Genomic DNA, 15,828 nt, shown 5'->3' on the forward strand with positions numbered 1-15,828 from the left:
GAGGGGTGCCGCTCCCGCGGGGGCGGCACCCCGTTCACGCCCGGCGGGAGCCGTACATCAGCCGCCGCAGCAGCACTTCGGCCGGGCCCCGGCGGCCGGCCCGCTCCAGGACGTACGCTCCCGCGACCGTGACCAGCCAGACGGCCAGGGCGAAGAGCGCCATGGTGGCGCTGCCCAGGTGCGCGCCGAGGCCCAGGCCCCAGGCGGCCAGCACCGGGGCGAAGAGCAGCGAGTGGGCGAGGTAGCAGGACAGGGACCGTTTGCCGACGGCGGTCACCGCCGCCACCGCCGTCGCGCCGCGCCGGGGCCTGCGGGTGGTCCACCACCGCGCGAAGAGGGTGACGGCGGCCACGTAGCCGAGGCCGGCGGCGTTGCCGGTCACGTCGCGCAGGACCGTGAGCGCTCCGGACTCGCTCTGCATGTCGTCCGGCACGCGCAGGACGCCGGTGTGGGCGAGTGCGGCGGGCAGCGCGCCGAGCCAGCCGGTGGCGATGCCGAGCACGGCGGTCAGCCGCAGCAGGGTGCGGTGGCGGCCGGGTTCCTCCAGGACGCGGTGCCGCGCGGCCCTGAAGCCCAGCAGGAAGAGGACGTAACCGCCGCCGACGAGGGTCAGCGGGGCGGCGGCGAAGGTGATGAACAGACCCGTCTCCAGCCGGATGCCGGCGGCGGTGAGCCCGTTCTCCTCGTCCGGCGCGTACGCCTTGAAGCCCGGTTCGGCGCCGGCGTCGCCGAACGTGCCCAGCTCGCCCCGGAGCAGCGCCGCGACGACGGGTCCGGCCGAGACGAGCAGGATCAGGGCGATGCCGATCCGGATCCCCCAGGTCAGGGCCCGTTCACCGCGCCGCAGGAAGGCCACGCCGAGGATGAGGCTCAGGACTCCGTAGAAGCCGATGATGTCGCCCGACATGAGCAGGGCGGCGTGCGTCAGGCCGATGACGATCAGCCAGAGGCTGCGCCGGCGCAGGATCCTCGCGGCGTCGCGCCCGTCGGTGCCGGCGGCGGTCTGCCGGAGGTAGAGCTGCATCATGCCGTAGCCGAAGAGGAACGCGAAGAGCGGGTAGATCCGCAGGTCCAGCGCCATGATCATGGTGAACTGCACGGCGTGGTCGAGCCAGGAGCCGTCCACGGGCTGCCATCCGGACGGTCCGCGCGGGGCCGCCCACAGGTGGAAGGCGGTGTTGGACAGCACGATGCCCAGCAGCATGATGCCGCGCGCGAGATCGGGCGCGAGGGCCCGCTCGCCCGGCTGTACGGCCCCCCGCTTCAGCGGTCCCTCTGTGGTCGCGATGGTCATGGTTCGACGCTAGGGAGGCGGGGCCCGGCCGGACATCGGCCGGAGGGCGTGCGGGGGCCGACCAAAGGATGACGCCGGCCCCCGCTCCGCGATACCTAAGCCGCGGCGTCGCCTCACACCGGTCGGGTCCGGCCCTCCCAGTACGGCTCGCGCAGCCGCCGTTTGTACAGCTTGCCGTTGGGGTCGCGGGGCATCTCGGTGATGAAGTCGACGCTCCTGGGCCGCTTGTACCCGGCGAGCCGGTGGGCGCAGTGGTCGAGGAGGTCGGCCGCGAGGGCGGGGCCGGGCCGGTGTCCGGGGGCCGGTTCGACGACCGCCTTGACCTCCTCGCCCCAGTCGTCGTGCGGGATGCCGAAGACGGCGGCGTCCGCGACGGCGGGGTGGGCGAGCAGGGCCGACTCGATCTCGGCCGGGTAGATGTTGACGCCGCCGGAGATGATCAGGTCGATCTTGCGGTCGCGCAGGAAGAGGTAGCCGTCCTCGTCGAGGTGGCCGAGGTCGCCGACGGTGAAGAAGTCGCCGATGCGGTTCTTGCGCGTCTTGGCCTCGTCCTTGTGGTACGAGAAGCCGCCGGTGTTCATCTTCATGTAGACGGTGCCGAGTTCGCCGGGCGGCAGCCGGTTGCCGTCGTCGTCGAAGATCGCGAGTTCGCTGATGGGCCAGGCCTTGCCGACGGTGCCGGGTTTCTTCAGCCAGTCCTCGGCGGTGGCGAAGGCGCCGCCGCCCTCGCTGGCCGCGTAGTACTCCTCCACACAGGGGCCCCACCAGTCGAGCATGGCCCGTTTCACGTGGTCGGGGCAGGGGGCGGCGCCGTGGATGGCGTGCCGCATGGAGGAGACGTCGTAGCGGTCCCTCACCTCGTCGGGCAGGGCCAGCAGCCGGTGGAACTGGGTGGGGACCATGTGGGTGTGGGTGCAGCGGTGGCGGTCGATGAGGCGGAGCATCTCCTCGGGGGTCCACTTGTCCATCAGGACCAGCCGGTGTCCGATGTGCAGGGACGCTCCGGCGAACTGCAGGACGGCCGTGTGGTAGAGCGGCGAGCACACCAGGTGCACGTTGTCGTCGAAGGGCCGGATGCCGAAGATGCCGAGGAAGCCGCCGAGGTAGGCCTCCTCCGGCGGTGTGCCGGGCAGCGGTCGGCGGATGCCGCGGGGGCGGCCGGTGGTGCCCGAGGTGTAGTTCATGACCCAGCCGAGGGTGCGGTCCGCGGGCGCCGACTCGGGCTGCCCGTCGAGGAGGTCGGCGTACGGGCGGAAGCCCTCGACCGTGCCGACGGCGTACCGGTGGGTGCCCGGGAGGCCGGCCTCGTCGGCGGCGTGGCGGGCCGCGTCGCCGTACCGCTCGTGGGCGAGGAGAGCCTTGGCGCCGGAGTCGGAGACGATCCAGGCGATCTCCGGCCCGACCAGGTGGTGGTTGACGGGCACGAGGTAGAAACCGGCCTGGCTGGCGGCGAGGTACGCGGTGAGGAACTCGACGCCGTTGGGCAGGACGACCGCGAAGGTGTCGCCGTGTTCCAGCCCGGCCGCGCGCAGTCCGTGCACGAGCCGGTTGGCGGCGGCGTGCAGCCGTCCGGCGGTCCATTGAGTGCCGTCGGGCGCGACGAGCACCTCACGGCCGGGGTCCTGTGCCGCCTGGGCCCAGAAGCCCGGGGGGACGGTGCTGTTCACTGGCCGCTCCTTCCGGCGATGCGGTTGACGCGGTCCACGGCCTGCTCGAAGCCGCGGGTGAGGTCGTCGAAGACGGCCCGGACGCTGCGTTCGCTGTTCATCCGCCCGACGATCTGCCCGACCGGGGTACCGAGCAGCGGTTCCACCTCGTACTTCTGGATGCGGGAGACGGCCTCGGCGACCAGCAGGCCCTGCAACGGCATGGGCAGCGGACCGGGTCCGTCCGGGTCGTCCCAGGCGTCGGTCCACTCGGTGCGCAACTGTCGTGCGGGCTTGCCGGTCAGGGCGCGGGAGCGCACGGTGTCGCCGGAGCCGGCCGCGAGGAGCTTGCGCGTCAGGGCGGGCGAGTGGAGGTCCGCTTCTGTGGTGGTCAGCCATATGGAGCCCAGCCACACACCCTGGGCGCCGAGGGCGAGCGCGGCAGCCACCTGCCGTCCGCTGCCGATGCCGCCGGCGGCCAGGACGGGCAGCGGGGCGACGGCGTCGACGACCTCGGGGGTGAGCACCATGGACGCGATCTCGCCGGTGTGGCCGCCCGCCTCGTAGCCCTGCGCCACGACGATGTCGATGCCGGCGTCCTGGTGCTTGCGGGCGTGCCGGGCGCTGCCCGCGAGGGCCGCCACGAGGACGTCCTGGTCGTGGGCGCGGGCGATGACGTCGGCGGGCGGGGAGCCGAGGGCGTTGGCGAGCAGCTTGATCGGGTAGTCGAAGGCGACGTCGAGCTGGGTGCGGGCGACCTGCTCCATCCACCCCGTGATGCGCCACCCGGACGCCTCGCCCTCGGGGAGGCCGGGCACGCCGTACTTGGCGAGGGTGTCCTTGACGAACTGCCGGTGCCCCTCGGGGATCATCGCCTCGACGTCGGCCTCCGTGACGCCCTCCACCTTCTTCGCGGGCATGACGACGTCCAGGCCGTACGGCCTGCCCTCGCTGTGTGCCTCGATCCAGTCCAGGTCACGTTTGAGGTCGTCGGGGGCGGTGTAGCGGACCGCGCCGAGCACTCCGAAGCCGCCGGCCCGGCTGATGGCCGCGGCGACGGCGGGGAACGGCGTGAAGCCGAAGACGGCGTGCTCGACTCCCAGTTGCTTGCTCAGCTCCGTCTGCATGGGCGCAGGATGCCGGACTCCTCCGGAGGACGGAAGGGGTTTCCTGATACACCGTCAGATTTATGGGCGGTGCCCGCGGGACATACTGTCCGGGACGTCCAGGGCGGTTCGGCGGGAGGATGCGCGGTGACCGAAGGCACGGCAGACAGAGCGACGACGAACGGCGGGCTGACGCGCAGGAGTGCCCTGGTCCTGGGTGGCGCCCTGGCCCTCGCCCCCTTACCCGCCGAGGCCGCCCCGGTCACGGGGCGGCCCACCCTGCGGCACGGCTCCGCCGCCCGCGCCGGACTGCTCCCCTCCCACCTGCGCCGTCTCGTCACCGACGCCGAGGCGTTCCTCGGCCCCTCCCCCGCGCACCCCTGGTACGCGGGCGCCGTCCTGCTCGCCGGACGCGGCGGCACGGTCGCGCTGCACCGGCCCATCGGCATGGCGGTGCGCTACCGGGCCTACGACGAGAAGACCGACACCGGGATCGAGTTCCCGCCCGGCGAGCAGATCCCGATGGCCGAGGACACCGTCTTCGACCTGGCGTCGGTGTCGAAGCTGTTCACCTCGCTCCTCGCCGTGCAGCAGATGGAGCGCGGGAAGCTGGAACTGGAGGCGAAGGTCGCCTCGTACCTGCCCGACTTCGGCCGTGCGGGCAAGCAGGACATCACGATCCGCCAACTGCTCACGCACACCTCGGGTTTCCGCGCCTGGATCCCGCTGTACAGCGCGCCCACCTACGAGGAGAAGCTCCGGCGCATCTGGGACGAGGCGCCGGTCAGCGCCCCGGGCACGGCCTACCTGTACTCGGACCTGAACCTCATCTCGCTGCAGCTCGTGCTGGAACGGGTCACGGGCCGCTCCCTGGACACCCTCCTGCGCGAGGAGATCACCGCCCCGCTGGGCCTGCGCCGCACCCGCTACAACCCGCCCGCCTCCTGGCGGCCGAAGATCGCGGCCACCGAGGACGCGCGCAAGCCGTGGTCCGGGCTGGACCGCGGTCTGGTGTGGGGCGAGGTGCACGACGAGAACGCCTTCGCTCTGGGCGGCGTCGCGGGCCACGCGGGCGTGTTCTCCGACGCGTGGGACCTCGCGGTCCTCGCCCGTACGCTGCTCAACGGGGGTGTCTACGGGCGGGCCCGGATCCTGGAACCGGAGTCGGTGGAGCTGATGTTCACCGACTTCAACACGGCGTTCCCCGGCGACGAGCACGGCCTCGGTTTCGAGCTCTACCAGCACTGGTACATGGGCGCGATGGCCACGCCGCGCAGTGCCGGGCACACCGGCTTCACGGGCACCTCGCTGGTGCTCGACCCGACGACCGACTCGTTCCTCGTCGTCCTCGGCAACTCCGTCCACCCGGTGCGCAGTTGGCGTTCCGGTTCCGCTCCCCGGGTGGCCGCCGCGAACAACCTGGCCCGGGCCGTGCCGGTCCGGCCGGCCCAGGGGCGCACGGCCTGGTTCTCCGGGATGGCCCTCTCCGCCACGGCGACGCTGACCCTCCCCGCGCTCGACACGTCGTCCGGCGGGGCGCGGCTGCGCTGCGCGCTGTGGTGGGACACCGAGCCGAAGGCCGACGTCCTGGTCCTGGAGGCCACGACCGACGGCGGTGCGTCCTGGCGTCCGGTGCCCTTCACGACGTCCCGCCGGGGCGAGGACCCCCGGCGGCATCCGTCGGGCTCGGTCACCGGCTGGTCGGGCCGCGTCTGGCACCGGCTGACCGCCGACCTGCCCGCCGCGCGGGCTCTGGCCGTGCGCTGGCGGTACGCGACGGACCGGCTGTACGTCGGCCGCGGGGTCTACGTGGACGGGCTGCGGGTGGAGTCGGCCGACGGCGTCCTGTTCGACGAGGCGCGCCCGGCGGACGCGTCGCGCGTCGAAGCGGTGGGATGGACGCCGTCGGCCGACTGAGGCGGTGCGGTCACTGGTTGACGAGGGGCAGTGATTCAGCCGGCCCGCCTTCAAGGACCGCCATGGCCGCGTTGTGCCCGGGCACCCCGCTCACCCCGCCCCCACGCACGGCACCTGCCCCGCACAGCAGCACGTTCGCGTGCCGGGTCTCCACGCCCCAGCGGCCGGTGCCGTCCTGGGCATGGGGCCAGCTCAGCTCGCGGTGGAAGATGTTGCCGCCGGGCAGCCCGAGGTCCCGTTCCAGGTCGAGCGGGGTCCTGGCCTCGATGCAGGGCCGTCCGTCCGCGTCGGTGGCCAGGCAGTCGGCGAGGGGTTCGGCAAGGTGGGCGTCGAGCTGGGCGAGCGTGGACTTGAGGAGTTCCTCGCGGACGGCGTCGTTGTCCCGCTCGAACAGCCGGGCCGGGGTGTGCAGGCCGAAGAGGGTGAGCGTCTGGTAGCCCTGCTCGGCCAGGCCGGGGCCGAGGATGCTCGGGTCGGTGAGGGAGTGGCAGTAGATCTCGGAGGGCGGCGCGGCGGGCAGGTCGCCGTCGGCGGCCTGGGCGTGGGCGGTGGCCAGTTGCTCGTAGCCCTCGGCGATGTGGAAGGTACCGGCGAACGCCTCGCGCGGGTCGACGGAGCTGTCGCGCAGCCGTGGCAGCCTCTTGAGCAGCATGTTCACCTTCAGCTGGGCGCCTTCGGCGGGGCCGGGGGCCGGGTCGCCGGTCAGGTCCGCCAGGGCCTGCGGGGAGGCGTTGACCAGGACGTGCCGGGCGGCGACGGTGCCCTCGCCGTCGGCGGTGCGATACGCGACCTCGGCCGTACGGCCGTCCGTGGCGATGCGCAGCGCCTCGTGGCCGGTGGCGAGGACGGCGCCCGCGGCGCGTGCGGTGTCGGCCAGTGCGTCGGTGAGGGCGCCCATGCCGCCGACGGGCACGTCCCAGGCGCCGGTGCCGCCGCCGATCACGTGGTAGAGGAAGCAGCGGTTCTGCTTCAGCGAGGGGTCGTGGGCGTCGGCGAAGGTGCCGATGAGGGCGTCGGTGAGGACCACGCCGCGCACCAGGTCGTCGGCGAAGTGCCGCTCGACGGCGACCCCGATCGGCTCCTCGAACAGCACCCGCCAGGCCTCCTCGTCGTCGAGGCGGCGGCGCAGCTCCTCGCGGGTGGGCAGCGGCTCCGTGAGGGTGGGGAAGATCCGCTGGGCGGCGCGGCCGGTCATGCCGTAGAACTCCTGCCAGGACCGGTACTCGCTGTCGGAGCCGGTGAGCCGGGCGAAGGCCTCCCTGGTCCGTCGTTCGCCGCCGCCGACGAGGAGCCCGGTGGGGCGGCCGTCGCGTTCGGCGGGCGTGTAGGAGGAGACGGTGCGGGTGCGCACCCGGAAGTCGAGGCCGAGGTCCCGGACGATCTTCTTGGGCAGCAGGCTGACCAGGTACGAGTAGCGGGACAGGCGGGCGTCGACCCCGGTGAAGGGCCGGGTGGACACGGCCGCGCCGCCGGTGTGGTCCAGCCGCTCCAGCACCAGCACGGAGCGGCCGGCCCGGGCCAGGTAGGCGGCGGCGACCAGGCCGTTGTGGCCGCCGCCGACGATGACGGCGTCGTACGTCCGGTGTGCGCGGGGTCCCAGGGGTGCGGTCATGTTTCTTCGTAACACGGGGTGATCCGGGTCGGCCACAGGCACTGTCCGCCGGAAGGCCGCACCGCCCACCGGACGCGCCGTCCGCCGGAAGGCCGCACCGCCTACCGGACGCGCCGTCCGCCGGAAGGCCGCACTGCCCACCGGACGCACTGGCCGCCGTCAGGGCTCACGCCCGCCCGACGCACTGTCCACCGTCAAGGCTCACCGCCCACCGGGACGCGCCCTCCGCCGTCAAGGCTCACCGCCCACCGGGACGCGCCCTCCGCCGTCAGGGATCACTGCCCGCCGGACGCCCGTTCCTGGCGCAGGGCCGCCACTCTGCGGTACAGCGCCGCGGCCTCGGCGCCGCGGCCCAGTTGCTGCAGGCAGTGCGCCTCGTCGTTGCGGCTGGCGAGGGTGTCGGGGTGGTCGGCGCCGAGGACGCGTTCGCGGGCGGCGGCCACGCGCCGGTACTCGGTGAGCGCGTCGGCCCAGCGGCCCAGCCAGCCCAGGCCAACGGCGACCTCGCGGCGGCTGACCAGGGTGTCCGGGTGATCGGGGCCGAGCACCCGCTCGCGCAGGGCGCTCACGTCCCGGGACTCGGCGAGGGCCTCCGCCCAGCGGCCGAGGCGGCCGAGGTTGACGCAGCGGCCGTGCCGGGCGCGCAGGGTCTCGGGGTGGGTGGGGCCCTGGATCCGGGTGCGGTCCTCGGCCAGGGCGCTGTAGAGGTCCAGGGCCTCCGCGCCGCGGCCGAGGCGGCCCAGGCTGATGCCGATCTCGTGGCGGGCGGCGAGGGTGTCGGGGTGGTCGGGGCCGAGGGCGCGGCCGCGGGCCTCGGCAACCTCGAGGTAGGTCTCCAGGGCCTCGGGCCAGCGGCCCAGCTGGCCCAGGGCGTAGGCGACCTCGTAGCGGGTGACCAGGGTGTCGGGGTGGTCCGGGCCGAGCACCCGGGCGCGGGCGGCGGCGACTTCGCGGGCCATGCGGTAGGAGTCCTCCAGGCGGCCGAGGCGGCTGAGGTTGAAGGCGAGGTTGTGCCGGCAGCGCAGGGTGTCGGGGTGGTCGGGGCCCATCGTGCGCTCCCGGGCGGCGAGCACGGACGTGTAGACGCGGTGGGCGTCGAAGGGCCGGTTCAGCTGGCCGAGCACGTAGGCCATCTCCTGGCGGGCGGCGAGCGTGTCGGGGTGGTCGGCGCCGAGGGTGCGGATCCTGGCCTCGGCGACGTGCTTGTACTCGCGCAGGGCGTCCGGGGCGCGGCCGGTGCGGCTGAGGGTGAAGGCGACCTCGTAGCGGCTGGCGAGGGTGTCGGGGTGGTCGGGGCCGAGGAGGTGCTCGCGTTCGGCGGCGACCGCCCGGTGCACCTCCCCCGCCTCCGCCCAGCGGCCGAGCCGGCCGAGGCTCAGGCCCGCGTTGTGCCGGCCGGCCAGGGCGGTCAGGACCTCGGGGGACGGGGTGGGCCGCTCCTCGGGGACGGGCTCCTCGACGGGGCCGGTGGCGGGCCGCGCGATCCACTCGCCGGACAGTCCGGCCGCCGGGTCCGGCGGTGTGGTGCGCAGCCCGGCGCCCGCCGCCTTGTGCCCGGTGGTCATGCCGCGGGTCCAGGACGGCAGCCGTCCCGCGCGGGCCGGCGCCCCGGGTGCGGGCCCGGCCGCCACGACGGTCGGCACATACGCCGGCGCGGCGCGGTGCCCGCTGATCCTGCGCGCCAGCTCGCGGGCGTCGCCGGGGCGTTGTGAGGGTTCCTTGGCGAGCAGGTCCAGGACGACCCGTTCGAGGTACTCGGGCAGTTCGGGGCGGTGTTCGCGCGGCGGGCGGGGCGGGGTGTCGCGGTGGCCGACGAGGATCGCCCAGGCGTCGTCGAGGTCGAACGGCGGTACGCCGGTGGCGATCTCGTACAGCACGCAGCCGAACGAGTACAGGTCGCTGCGCTGGTCGACCTCGGTGCCGCTGATCTGCTCCGGGGACATGTAGTGCGGGGTGCCCATGGCGATGCCGGTGCCGGTCAGCCGGGAGGTGAAGCCGATGTCGTGGCCGAGGCGGGCGATGCCGAAGTCGCAGATCTTCACCGTGCCGTCGGCGAGCCGCACGATGTTGGCGGGCTTCAGGTCCCGGTGGACGATGCCCTGTTCGTGGCAGTACGCGAGGGCGGCGGCGACCTGCTCGGCGATCTCCACGACGTCGGCGACCGGCAGCGGGTGCTGCTTGTTGTCCTCCAGGAGCTGGCTGAGGTTGCGGCCGTCCAGCAGTTCCATGACGAGGTAGAGGACACCGTCGGACTCGCCGAAGTCGTGCACGACGGTGATGCCCCGGTGCTGGAGCGCGGCGGCCACCCGGGCCTCGCGGCGGAACCGCTCGCGCAGCACACGGGTGAAGGCGTGGTCGTGGTTGGGGCCCAGCGGTTTGAGGCACTTGACGGCGACGTGCCGGCCCAGGGACTCGTCCCGTGCCCGCCACACCTCGCCCATGCCGCCGCGCCCGATCAGGTCGAGCAGCCGGTACCGGCCGTGAATGAGCCTGCTGTCCCCCATCTCGCGCGACGCTCCCCCCGGTAGCTGTTCGCCCGCCCCTCCCCTTGGCCCCTCAGTATGGCGGCCTACCGTCCGAGTTTGTACGGTGCCGGACGCGTGTGCGGGCCGAGCCTCGCCACGGCGCGCAGGATGTGTTTGGGCGGGAGTTGCCAGCGCAGACCTGCGGGAACACGGCGCAGCAGGAGGCCCGTGAGGCGCAGTTGCCGGGTGACGGTGGCGGGTGCGGGGGCCGGTCTGCCGTACAGCTCGTGGGCGTACGGCGGCAGGGAGGCGTACGCCAGTTGTGCCACGCGCCGCCACAGCACTTCGCGCGCCGGTATGAGGAGCGGGTGCGTCGGCGGGCGGAGGAGGAAGTCGTCCACCTCGCGTGCCTCGCATCCGGCGGCGAGGTCGGGGCGCACCTTCTCGAAGTACCCCGCGAGTTCGGCCCGGTTCGCGGGTACGGCGCCCGGGTCGAGGCCCACCAGGCGTGCGCTCTGCCGGTGTTCGTCGAGGTAGCGGTCGGCCTCGGCGTCGGTGAGGCGGAACCCGGACCGGCGCAGGACGTGCAGGTAGGAGTCGATCTCGGCGCAGTGCACCCACAGCAGCAGGGCGGGTTCGTCGACGCGGTAGCGCTCGCCGGTGTCCGGGTCGGTCGCCGACAGCATGCTGTGGATCTTCCGGACCCGGGCGCCGGCCCGCTCGGCGGCCTCGGTGGTGCCGTACGTCGTCGTGCCGACGAAGTTCGCGGTGCGCAGCAGCCGGCCCCAGGCGTCCCGGCGGAAGTCGGAGTTCTGCAGGACGCCGCGTACCGCGCGCGGGTGCAGGGCCTGGAGGTAGAGCGCGCGGATGCCGGCGATCCACATCATCGGGTCGCCGTGCGTCTGCCAGGTCACCGAGTCCGGGCCGAACAGCCCCGGGTCCGCGCCGGTCATGCGACTCACCTCCGCCCGGCGCCCACGATGGCACAGCCCGGAGACGTGGGTCGACCTCCCCGAACCGTCCAGTTGTTGAGATTTCACCCTCCCGTTGCGAAGTTCGGTAAGGCTGCCCTTATATTTAACGCTTGTCGATCAAGGCCGGCAGCGGCTGCGGCGGCATGCCCCACCTCGCAAGACGACAGGACTTCACGTGCGCACCACCACCCACCGCCTCATAGCGGCCCTCGCCCTCACCCCGTTGCTGGCCGGCTGCTTCGCGCAGGGCGACAGCGCCGGCGCCGGATCGGGCGGACGGCTGCGGGTCGCACTGGCCATCCCCCCGGTGCAGGCCCTGTCGCCCTACAGCAACGACGCCACCGTGCTGAGCAAGCTGTCCGTCGCCGAGGGACTCACCGCCCTCCGCAAGAACGGCACGGCCGGGCCCGCCCTGGCCAAGTCCTGGAAGCAGGACGACGACACCACCTGGACCTTCGAGCTGCGCAAGGCCAAGTTCCAGGACGGCACCGAGGTCACCGCCCAGGCCGTGGTGAACGCGCTCGACCACGCGAGCGCGGCCAAGCCCAAGCCCCGCGTCCTGAGCGACGTGACGCTCACCGCCAAGGCCGACGACAGCGACACCGTCACCCTGACCACCAAGACGCCCGATCCGGTGCTGCCGCTGCGGCTGGCCAGCCCCGCCCTCGCCGTCCTGTCGGCGAAGGCGTACGCGAAGGACGGCACGGTCAGCCCCGTCGGCACCGGCACCGGCCCCTTCGAGATCAAGAAGCTGAACGGGAAGTCGGCGGCCACGCTCGACCGCTTCGACGGCTACTGGGGCGGAAAGGCCAAGTCATCGGGGATCGACGTGACCTGGATCCCGGACGGCACCGCACGCGCCAACGCCTTGCGCGGCGGTGAGGCCGACATCGCCGAGTGGATCCCGACCTCGCAGGCGAAGCTGCTCAAGGCCGGCACCCGGCACGAGGTCGCCTCGGTACGCACCGACAGCCTGATCCTCAACACCGGCAAGGGCATGTTCACCGACCCCGGCCTGCGGGCGGCCGCCCGCGAGGCCGTCGACGGCACCGACCTCGTCGACTCCGTCTTCAGCGGGTACGCCGACCCCGCGCAGGGCCTCTTCGGGCCCGCCGTCCCCTGGGCCGCCGACCGGCGCGTGGCGGTGACCGGGCGGGCCGAGGCGGCGACACCCGGCCAGGTCAAGGCCGAGACCAAGGGCGAGACGCTGCGTCTGGCCGCCATCACCAACCGCGCCGAACTGCCCGAGGCGGCGGCCGTCCTCCAGCAGCGCCTGGAGAAGGCCGGGTTCAACGTGAAGCTGGACGTGCGCGAGTACACGCAGATGGAGTCCGACCTCCTCGCGGGCCGGTACGACGCCTTGGTCTTCTCCCGCGTGACACTCCTGGACACCGGTGACGCGGTCGCCTACCTGGCCAGCGACTTCACGAGCGACGGCGTCTACAACATCGCCCGGCTCAAGGACGCCGGTGTGGACAAGGCGATCAAGGCCGCCGCCGCGGAGAGCGACCCGGGACGGCGCCAGGAGAAGATCATGAAGGCGGAGGCGGAGATCCTGCGCACCGACGCTGTCGTTCCGCTGGTCCACGAGAAGGTCGTGCAGGGCATAGCCACCGATGTCGAGGGCGTCGTCCTCGACCCGCGTGAGCGGTCCCTGGTCGACCTCGACACGCATCTGAAGTAACGGCATGGCCATCGCTCACCGCTACGCCCCCCGCTCGTCCGCAGGCCGGTCGGCGGCCGGCCGGGTCCTCGCCGGGGCCGCCCTGCTGACCGCGGTGGCCATGCTGCCGTGGCTGTCGGGCAGCGACCCGGCACGCGCCGTGCTGCGGGCCCGCTCGGCGGACGAGGCTCCGACGCCCGCGCAGCTGACAGCCGTGCGGGAGCAGTTGGGGCTGGACGAGGGCCCGCTGGCGCATCTCGCGCACTGGCTGGGCGGCCTGTCACACGGGGACGCGGGCGTCTCGTGGGTCTCCGGTGAACCGGTCATGCCGCAGGTGACGACCGCCCTGTCGGTCTCCCTGACGCTGATGCTGGGCGCGTTCGTGGTCACGGCCCTGGTGGCCGGACTGGTGTGTGCCCGCACGCTCTTCCTCGGTTCCCGGCGCCGGCTGCGGCGGGACCGGGCGGGCGGCACGGCCGCCGTCCTGGCCGCGCTGCCGAAGTTCCTGCTCGCCTCGGTGCTGGCGACGGTGTGCGGGGTGTGGTGGGGATGGTTCCCGTCCAGCGGGTGGGAGGGACCGCAGTCGATGGTGCTGCCCTCGCTCGCCCTCGGCGTCCCCTCGGGGGCGATGCTCGGCGGGATCCTCGACCAGGCGCTGCCCGCCGCCTTCCACGAACCGTGGGCGCGCACGGCCTACGCCATCGGGCTCCCGCCCGGCCACATCGCCCGCAACGCCTTGCGCCGCACCCTGCCCGGCATGCTGCCGCAGCTGCTGCCGACCGTCGTGGCCCTGGTCGGCGGTGCGGTCGCGGTGGAGAAGATCTTCAACATTCCCGGGCTGGGCCGGCTCGCCCTGGAGGCGGCCGTCGCCCAGGACCTCCCGGTCCTGCAGACGGCGACCCTGGCCCTGGTCCTGCTCGGTGTCGCCGCGGGCGTCCTGATCCGGGCCCTGCGCCACGCGCTGCTCGGCCGGCCCCTGCGCGACGGCGCGCTGCCGGCCCTGCACCGGCCGCCGCTCACCGTGCCGCGTTCCCTGCGCTGGATCACCGCGGCCTGCGCCCTCGCCCTGCTCGCGCTGGTGACGGCGGGCCTCCTGCGCGATCCCCTCCAGGTCGACACGGCGGCGCGCCTGCTGCCCCCGTCCCTCGAACACCCCCTGGGTACGGACGCCCTGGGCAGGGACCTGCTGGCCCGGCTGGGCCACGGCGCGCTGCGCACGGCCGCTGTCGCCCTCGCCGTGACGGCCGTCAGCGCGCTCACCGGACTTCTCCTGGGCATGGCACCGCGGGCGGGCGCCGGCCCGACCGAGGTCGTGTCGACACTGCCCGCCGTGCTCGCGGGGCTGCTCATCGCGGGTGTGACCGGGCCGTCCGTGTGGGGTGCGGCCTGTGCGGTGTGCGTGGTCGGCTGGAGCCCGTACGCCGCCCAGACCGCGGCGCTCGTGGAGCAGGAACGCGCGAGCGGCCACATCGCGGCGTCCGTGGCCCTCGGCGCGGGACGGCTGCACCTGATGCGCCGCCACCTGCTGCCCGCGGTCGTCCCGCCCCTGGTGCGCAACGCCCTGCTGCGGCTGCCCACCACCGTCCTGGTCCTGGCGTCCCTCGGCTTCCTGGGCCTGGGCGAGCAGCCGCCCACCCCGGAGTGGGGCCGCCTGCTGTCGGAGAACCAGCCGTACGCCGAACTGGCCCCCTGGACGGTGCTCGGCCCGGCCGCCGCGCTGGTGGTGCTGTCCGTGCTGGCCGTCACGGGCAGCGTGCAAGGACGGGGGAAGGGCGCCTGACCCCCCGGAGGGACTCCGAGTCCTCCCGTTTCAGGCGGAGTACGGCTCGTCCACCACGTAGCCTCGGCGCTTGTCCACGACGTTGCGCAGGGGGCGGCCCTCGATGCGGCGGGTGAGGTTGTCGAGGAACACTTCGACGAGTGCCTCGCGCTCGCTGGTGGTCTCGCCCGCCGTGTGCGGGGAGATGAGCACGCCGGGCATGTCCCACAGGGGGGACCGGGCCGGCAGCGGTTCCTGGCCGAAGACGTCCAGGGCCGCGCCGGCGAGCCGTCCGGCGGCGAGATGGTCGATGAGCGCGTCCTCGTCGACGAGTCCGCCCCGGCCGACGTTGATCAACCGGGCGCCGGGCTTCATGGCGACCAGCACGGACGCGTCGACCATGCCCCGGGTCTCCTCGGTGAGGGGCGCGGCCAGGACGACGTAGTCCGCCTCGGCCAGCGCGGACGGCAGGCTGGTCGGGCCGTGGACCGTGCCGAAGTCGGGGTCGTCGGTACGGGGCCTGCGGCCCGCGCCGCACACCTGCATCCCGGCGGCACCCAGCAGCCGGGCGATGGCCCGGCCGATGGGCCCCGTGCCCCAGACCAGAGCGGTACGTCCGGTGATGCTGTCACTGGGGCGCGGACGCCATTCGCGGCGCTGCTGGTGTTCCCACGTGCCGGGGAAGTCCTTGGCGAGGGCGAGGATCAGTCCGAGGACGTACTCGGCGGTCGGCTGGTCGTAGACGCCGCGGGCGTTGGTGAGGACGACGCCCGGATCGTCGACGAGAGCGGGGAAGAGGAAGGAGTCCACGCCCGCTGAGGAGGCGTGGACCCAGCGGGGTGCTTTGTCGGGGTTGTCGGGCCAGGCCTCGCGGATGGCCGGCGTGAGGGTGACCCACGCCAGGAGGGCGTCGGCGCCGGGGAGGACGTAGGGCAGCTCCTCCTCGGTGGCGTAGACGGTGTCCGCGAGGCGTTCGATGAGCCCGGTGGCCGGTGGCCGGTTGCCCCGGTACAGGACGACGAGGCGTTCGGGCATGTCAGGCTCCTGTTGGGACGGCGATGTACTTGTATTCGAGGAATTCGCCGATGCCGACGCGGCCGCCTTCGCGGCCGAGGCCGGACTGCTTGATGCCGCCGAAGGGGGCGGCGGGGTTGGAGACGAGGCCGGTGTTGAGGCCGATCATGCCGCTTTCGAGGCGTTCGGCGACACGCAGGGCACGGTCGAGGTTCTGGGTGAACAGGTAGGCGGCCAGACCGAATTCGGTGTTGTTGGCGGCGGCGATGGCCTCGTCCTCGTCGTCGAAGGTGAGGATGGCGGCGACGGGGCCGAAGACTTCGGTGTCGTTGATGGCGGCGTCGGGGGTGATGCCGGTGAGGACGGTGGGCGGGTAGA

Annotated in this window: 11 protein-coding genes; 3 read left to right on the top strand and 8 right to left on the bottom strand. The window is 73.5% G+C overall.

What is annotated here, in order from left to right; all coding sequences use genetic code 11:
• Positions 1 to 34 precede the first annotated feature (34 nt).
• The 3 genes from ABZ386_RS36770 to ABZ386_RS36780 all read right to left on the bottom strand — a co-directional run bounded on the left by ABZ386_RS36770 (position 35) and on the right by ABZ386_RS36780 (position 4,067).
• Complete coding sequence (locus ABZ386_RS36770; RefSeq protein WP_358967933.1) at positions 35 to 1,294, bottom strand: DUF418 domain-containing protein; 1,260 nt, start codon at positions 1,292 to 1,294, stop codon at positions 35 to 37.
• A gap of 113 nt (positions 1,295 to 1,407) precedes the next feature.
• On the bottom strand, positions 1,408 to 2,961 hold the full coding sequence (locus ABZ386_RS36775) for an acyl-CoA synthetase (RefSeq protein WP_355721780.1): 1,554 nt from the start codon (positions 2,959 to 2,961) through the stop codon (positions 1,408 to 1,410).
• Complete coding sequence (locus tag ABZ386_RS36780; protein ID WP_355721783.1) at positions 2,958 to 4,067, bottom strand: nitronate monooxygenase family protein; 1,110 nt, start codon at positions 4,065 to 4,067, stop codon at positions 2,958 to 2,960. The genes ABZ386_RS36775 and ABZ386_RS36780 overlap by 4 nt, the downstream gene beginning before the upstream one ends.
• A 126-nt stretch (positions 4,068 to 4,193) precedes the next feature.
• Between ABZ386_RS36780 and ABZ386_RS36785 the strand changes: the two genes are divergently transcribed.
• On the top strand, positions 4,194 to 5,963 hold the full coding sequence (locus ABZ386_RS36785) for a serine hydrolase (RefSeq protein WP_358967935.1): 1,770 nt from the start codon (positions 4,194 to 4,196) through the stop codon (positions 5,961 to 5,963).
• 10 nt (positions 5,964 to 5,973) lie between these two features.
• Here ABZ386_RS36785 and ABZ386_RS36790 read toward each other — a convergent pair whose 3' ends face one another.
• The 3 genes from ABZ386_RS36790 to ABZ386_RS36800 form a co-directional block, all read right to left on the bottom strand.
• Positions 5,974 to 7,575, bottom strand: coding sequence for an NAD(P)/FAD-dependent oxidoreductase (locus ABZ386_RS36790; protein WP_358967938.1), 1,602 nt, complete (start codon positions 7,573 to 7,575; stop codon positions 5,974 to 5,976).
• Between the two features lie 275 nt (positions 7,576 to 7,850).
• Positions 7,851 to 10,079, bottom strand: a complete 2,229-nt coding sequence (locus tag ABZ386_RS36795; protein WP_355721792.1) for a serine/threonine-protein kinase — start codon at positions 10,077 to 10,079, stop codon at positions 7,851 to 7,853.
• Positions 10,080 to 10,144: 65 nt separating this feature from the next.
• Positions 10,145 to 10,993 carry an oxygenase MpaB family protein gene (locus tag ABZ386_RS36800; protein ID WP_358967941.1) on the bottom strand — a complete coding sequence of 283 codons (849 nt, stop codon included), beginning with the start codon at positions 10,991 to 10,993 and terminating at the stop codon, positions 10,145 to 10,147.
• A 196-nt stretch (positions 10,994 to 11,189) separates the two neighbouring features.
• Between ABZ386_RS36800 and ABZ386_RS36805 the strand changes: the two genes are divergently transcribed.
• Positions 11,190 to 12,698, top strand: a complete 1,509-nt coding sequence (locus ABZ386_RS36805) for an ABC transporter substrate-binding protein (RefSeq protein ID WP_358967944.1) — start codon at positions 11,190 to 11,192, stop codon at positions 12,696 to 12,698.
• 4 nt (positions 12,699 to 12,702) lie between these two features.
• Entirely contained in the window at positions 12,703 to 14,457 is a 1,755-nt protein-coding gene (locus ABZ386_RS36810) for an ABC transporter permease subunit (RefSeq protein ID WP_358967946.1), read from the top strand.
• Positions 14,458 to 14,487: 30 nt separating this feature from the next.
• On the opposite strand, the gene ABZ386_RS36815 is transcribed toward ABZ386_RS36810, so the two are convergent.
• Complete coding sequence (locus tag ABZ386_RS36815; RefSeq protein WP_356504749.1) at positions 14,488 to 15,471, bottom strand: D-2-hydroxyacid dehydrogenase; 984 nt, start codon at positions 15,469 to 15,471, stop codon at positions 14,488 to 14,490.
• A 1-nt stretch (position 15,472) separates the two neighbouring features.
• Positions 15,473 to 15,828 (bottom strand): aldehyde dehydrogenase family protein (locus ABZ386_RS36820; protein ID WP_358967948.1); only part of this gene is annotated, 356 nt, incomplete at its 5' end.

Source organism: Streptomyces sp. NPDC006140 (assembly GCF_040628815.1).
Classification (GTDB): Bacteria; Actinomycetota; Actinomycetes; order Streptomycetales; family Streptomycetaceae; genus Streptomyces.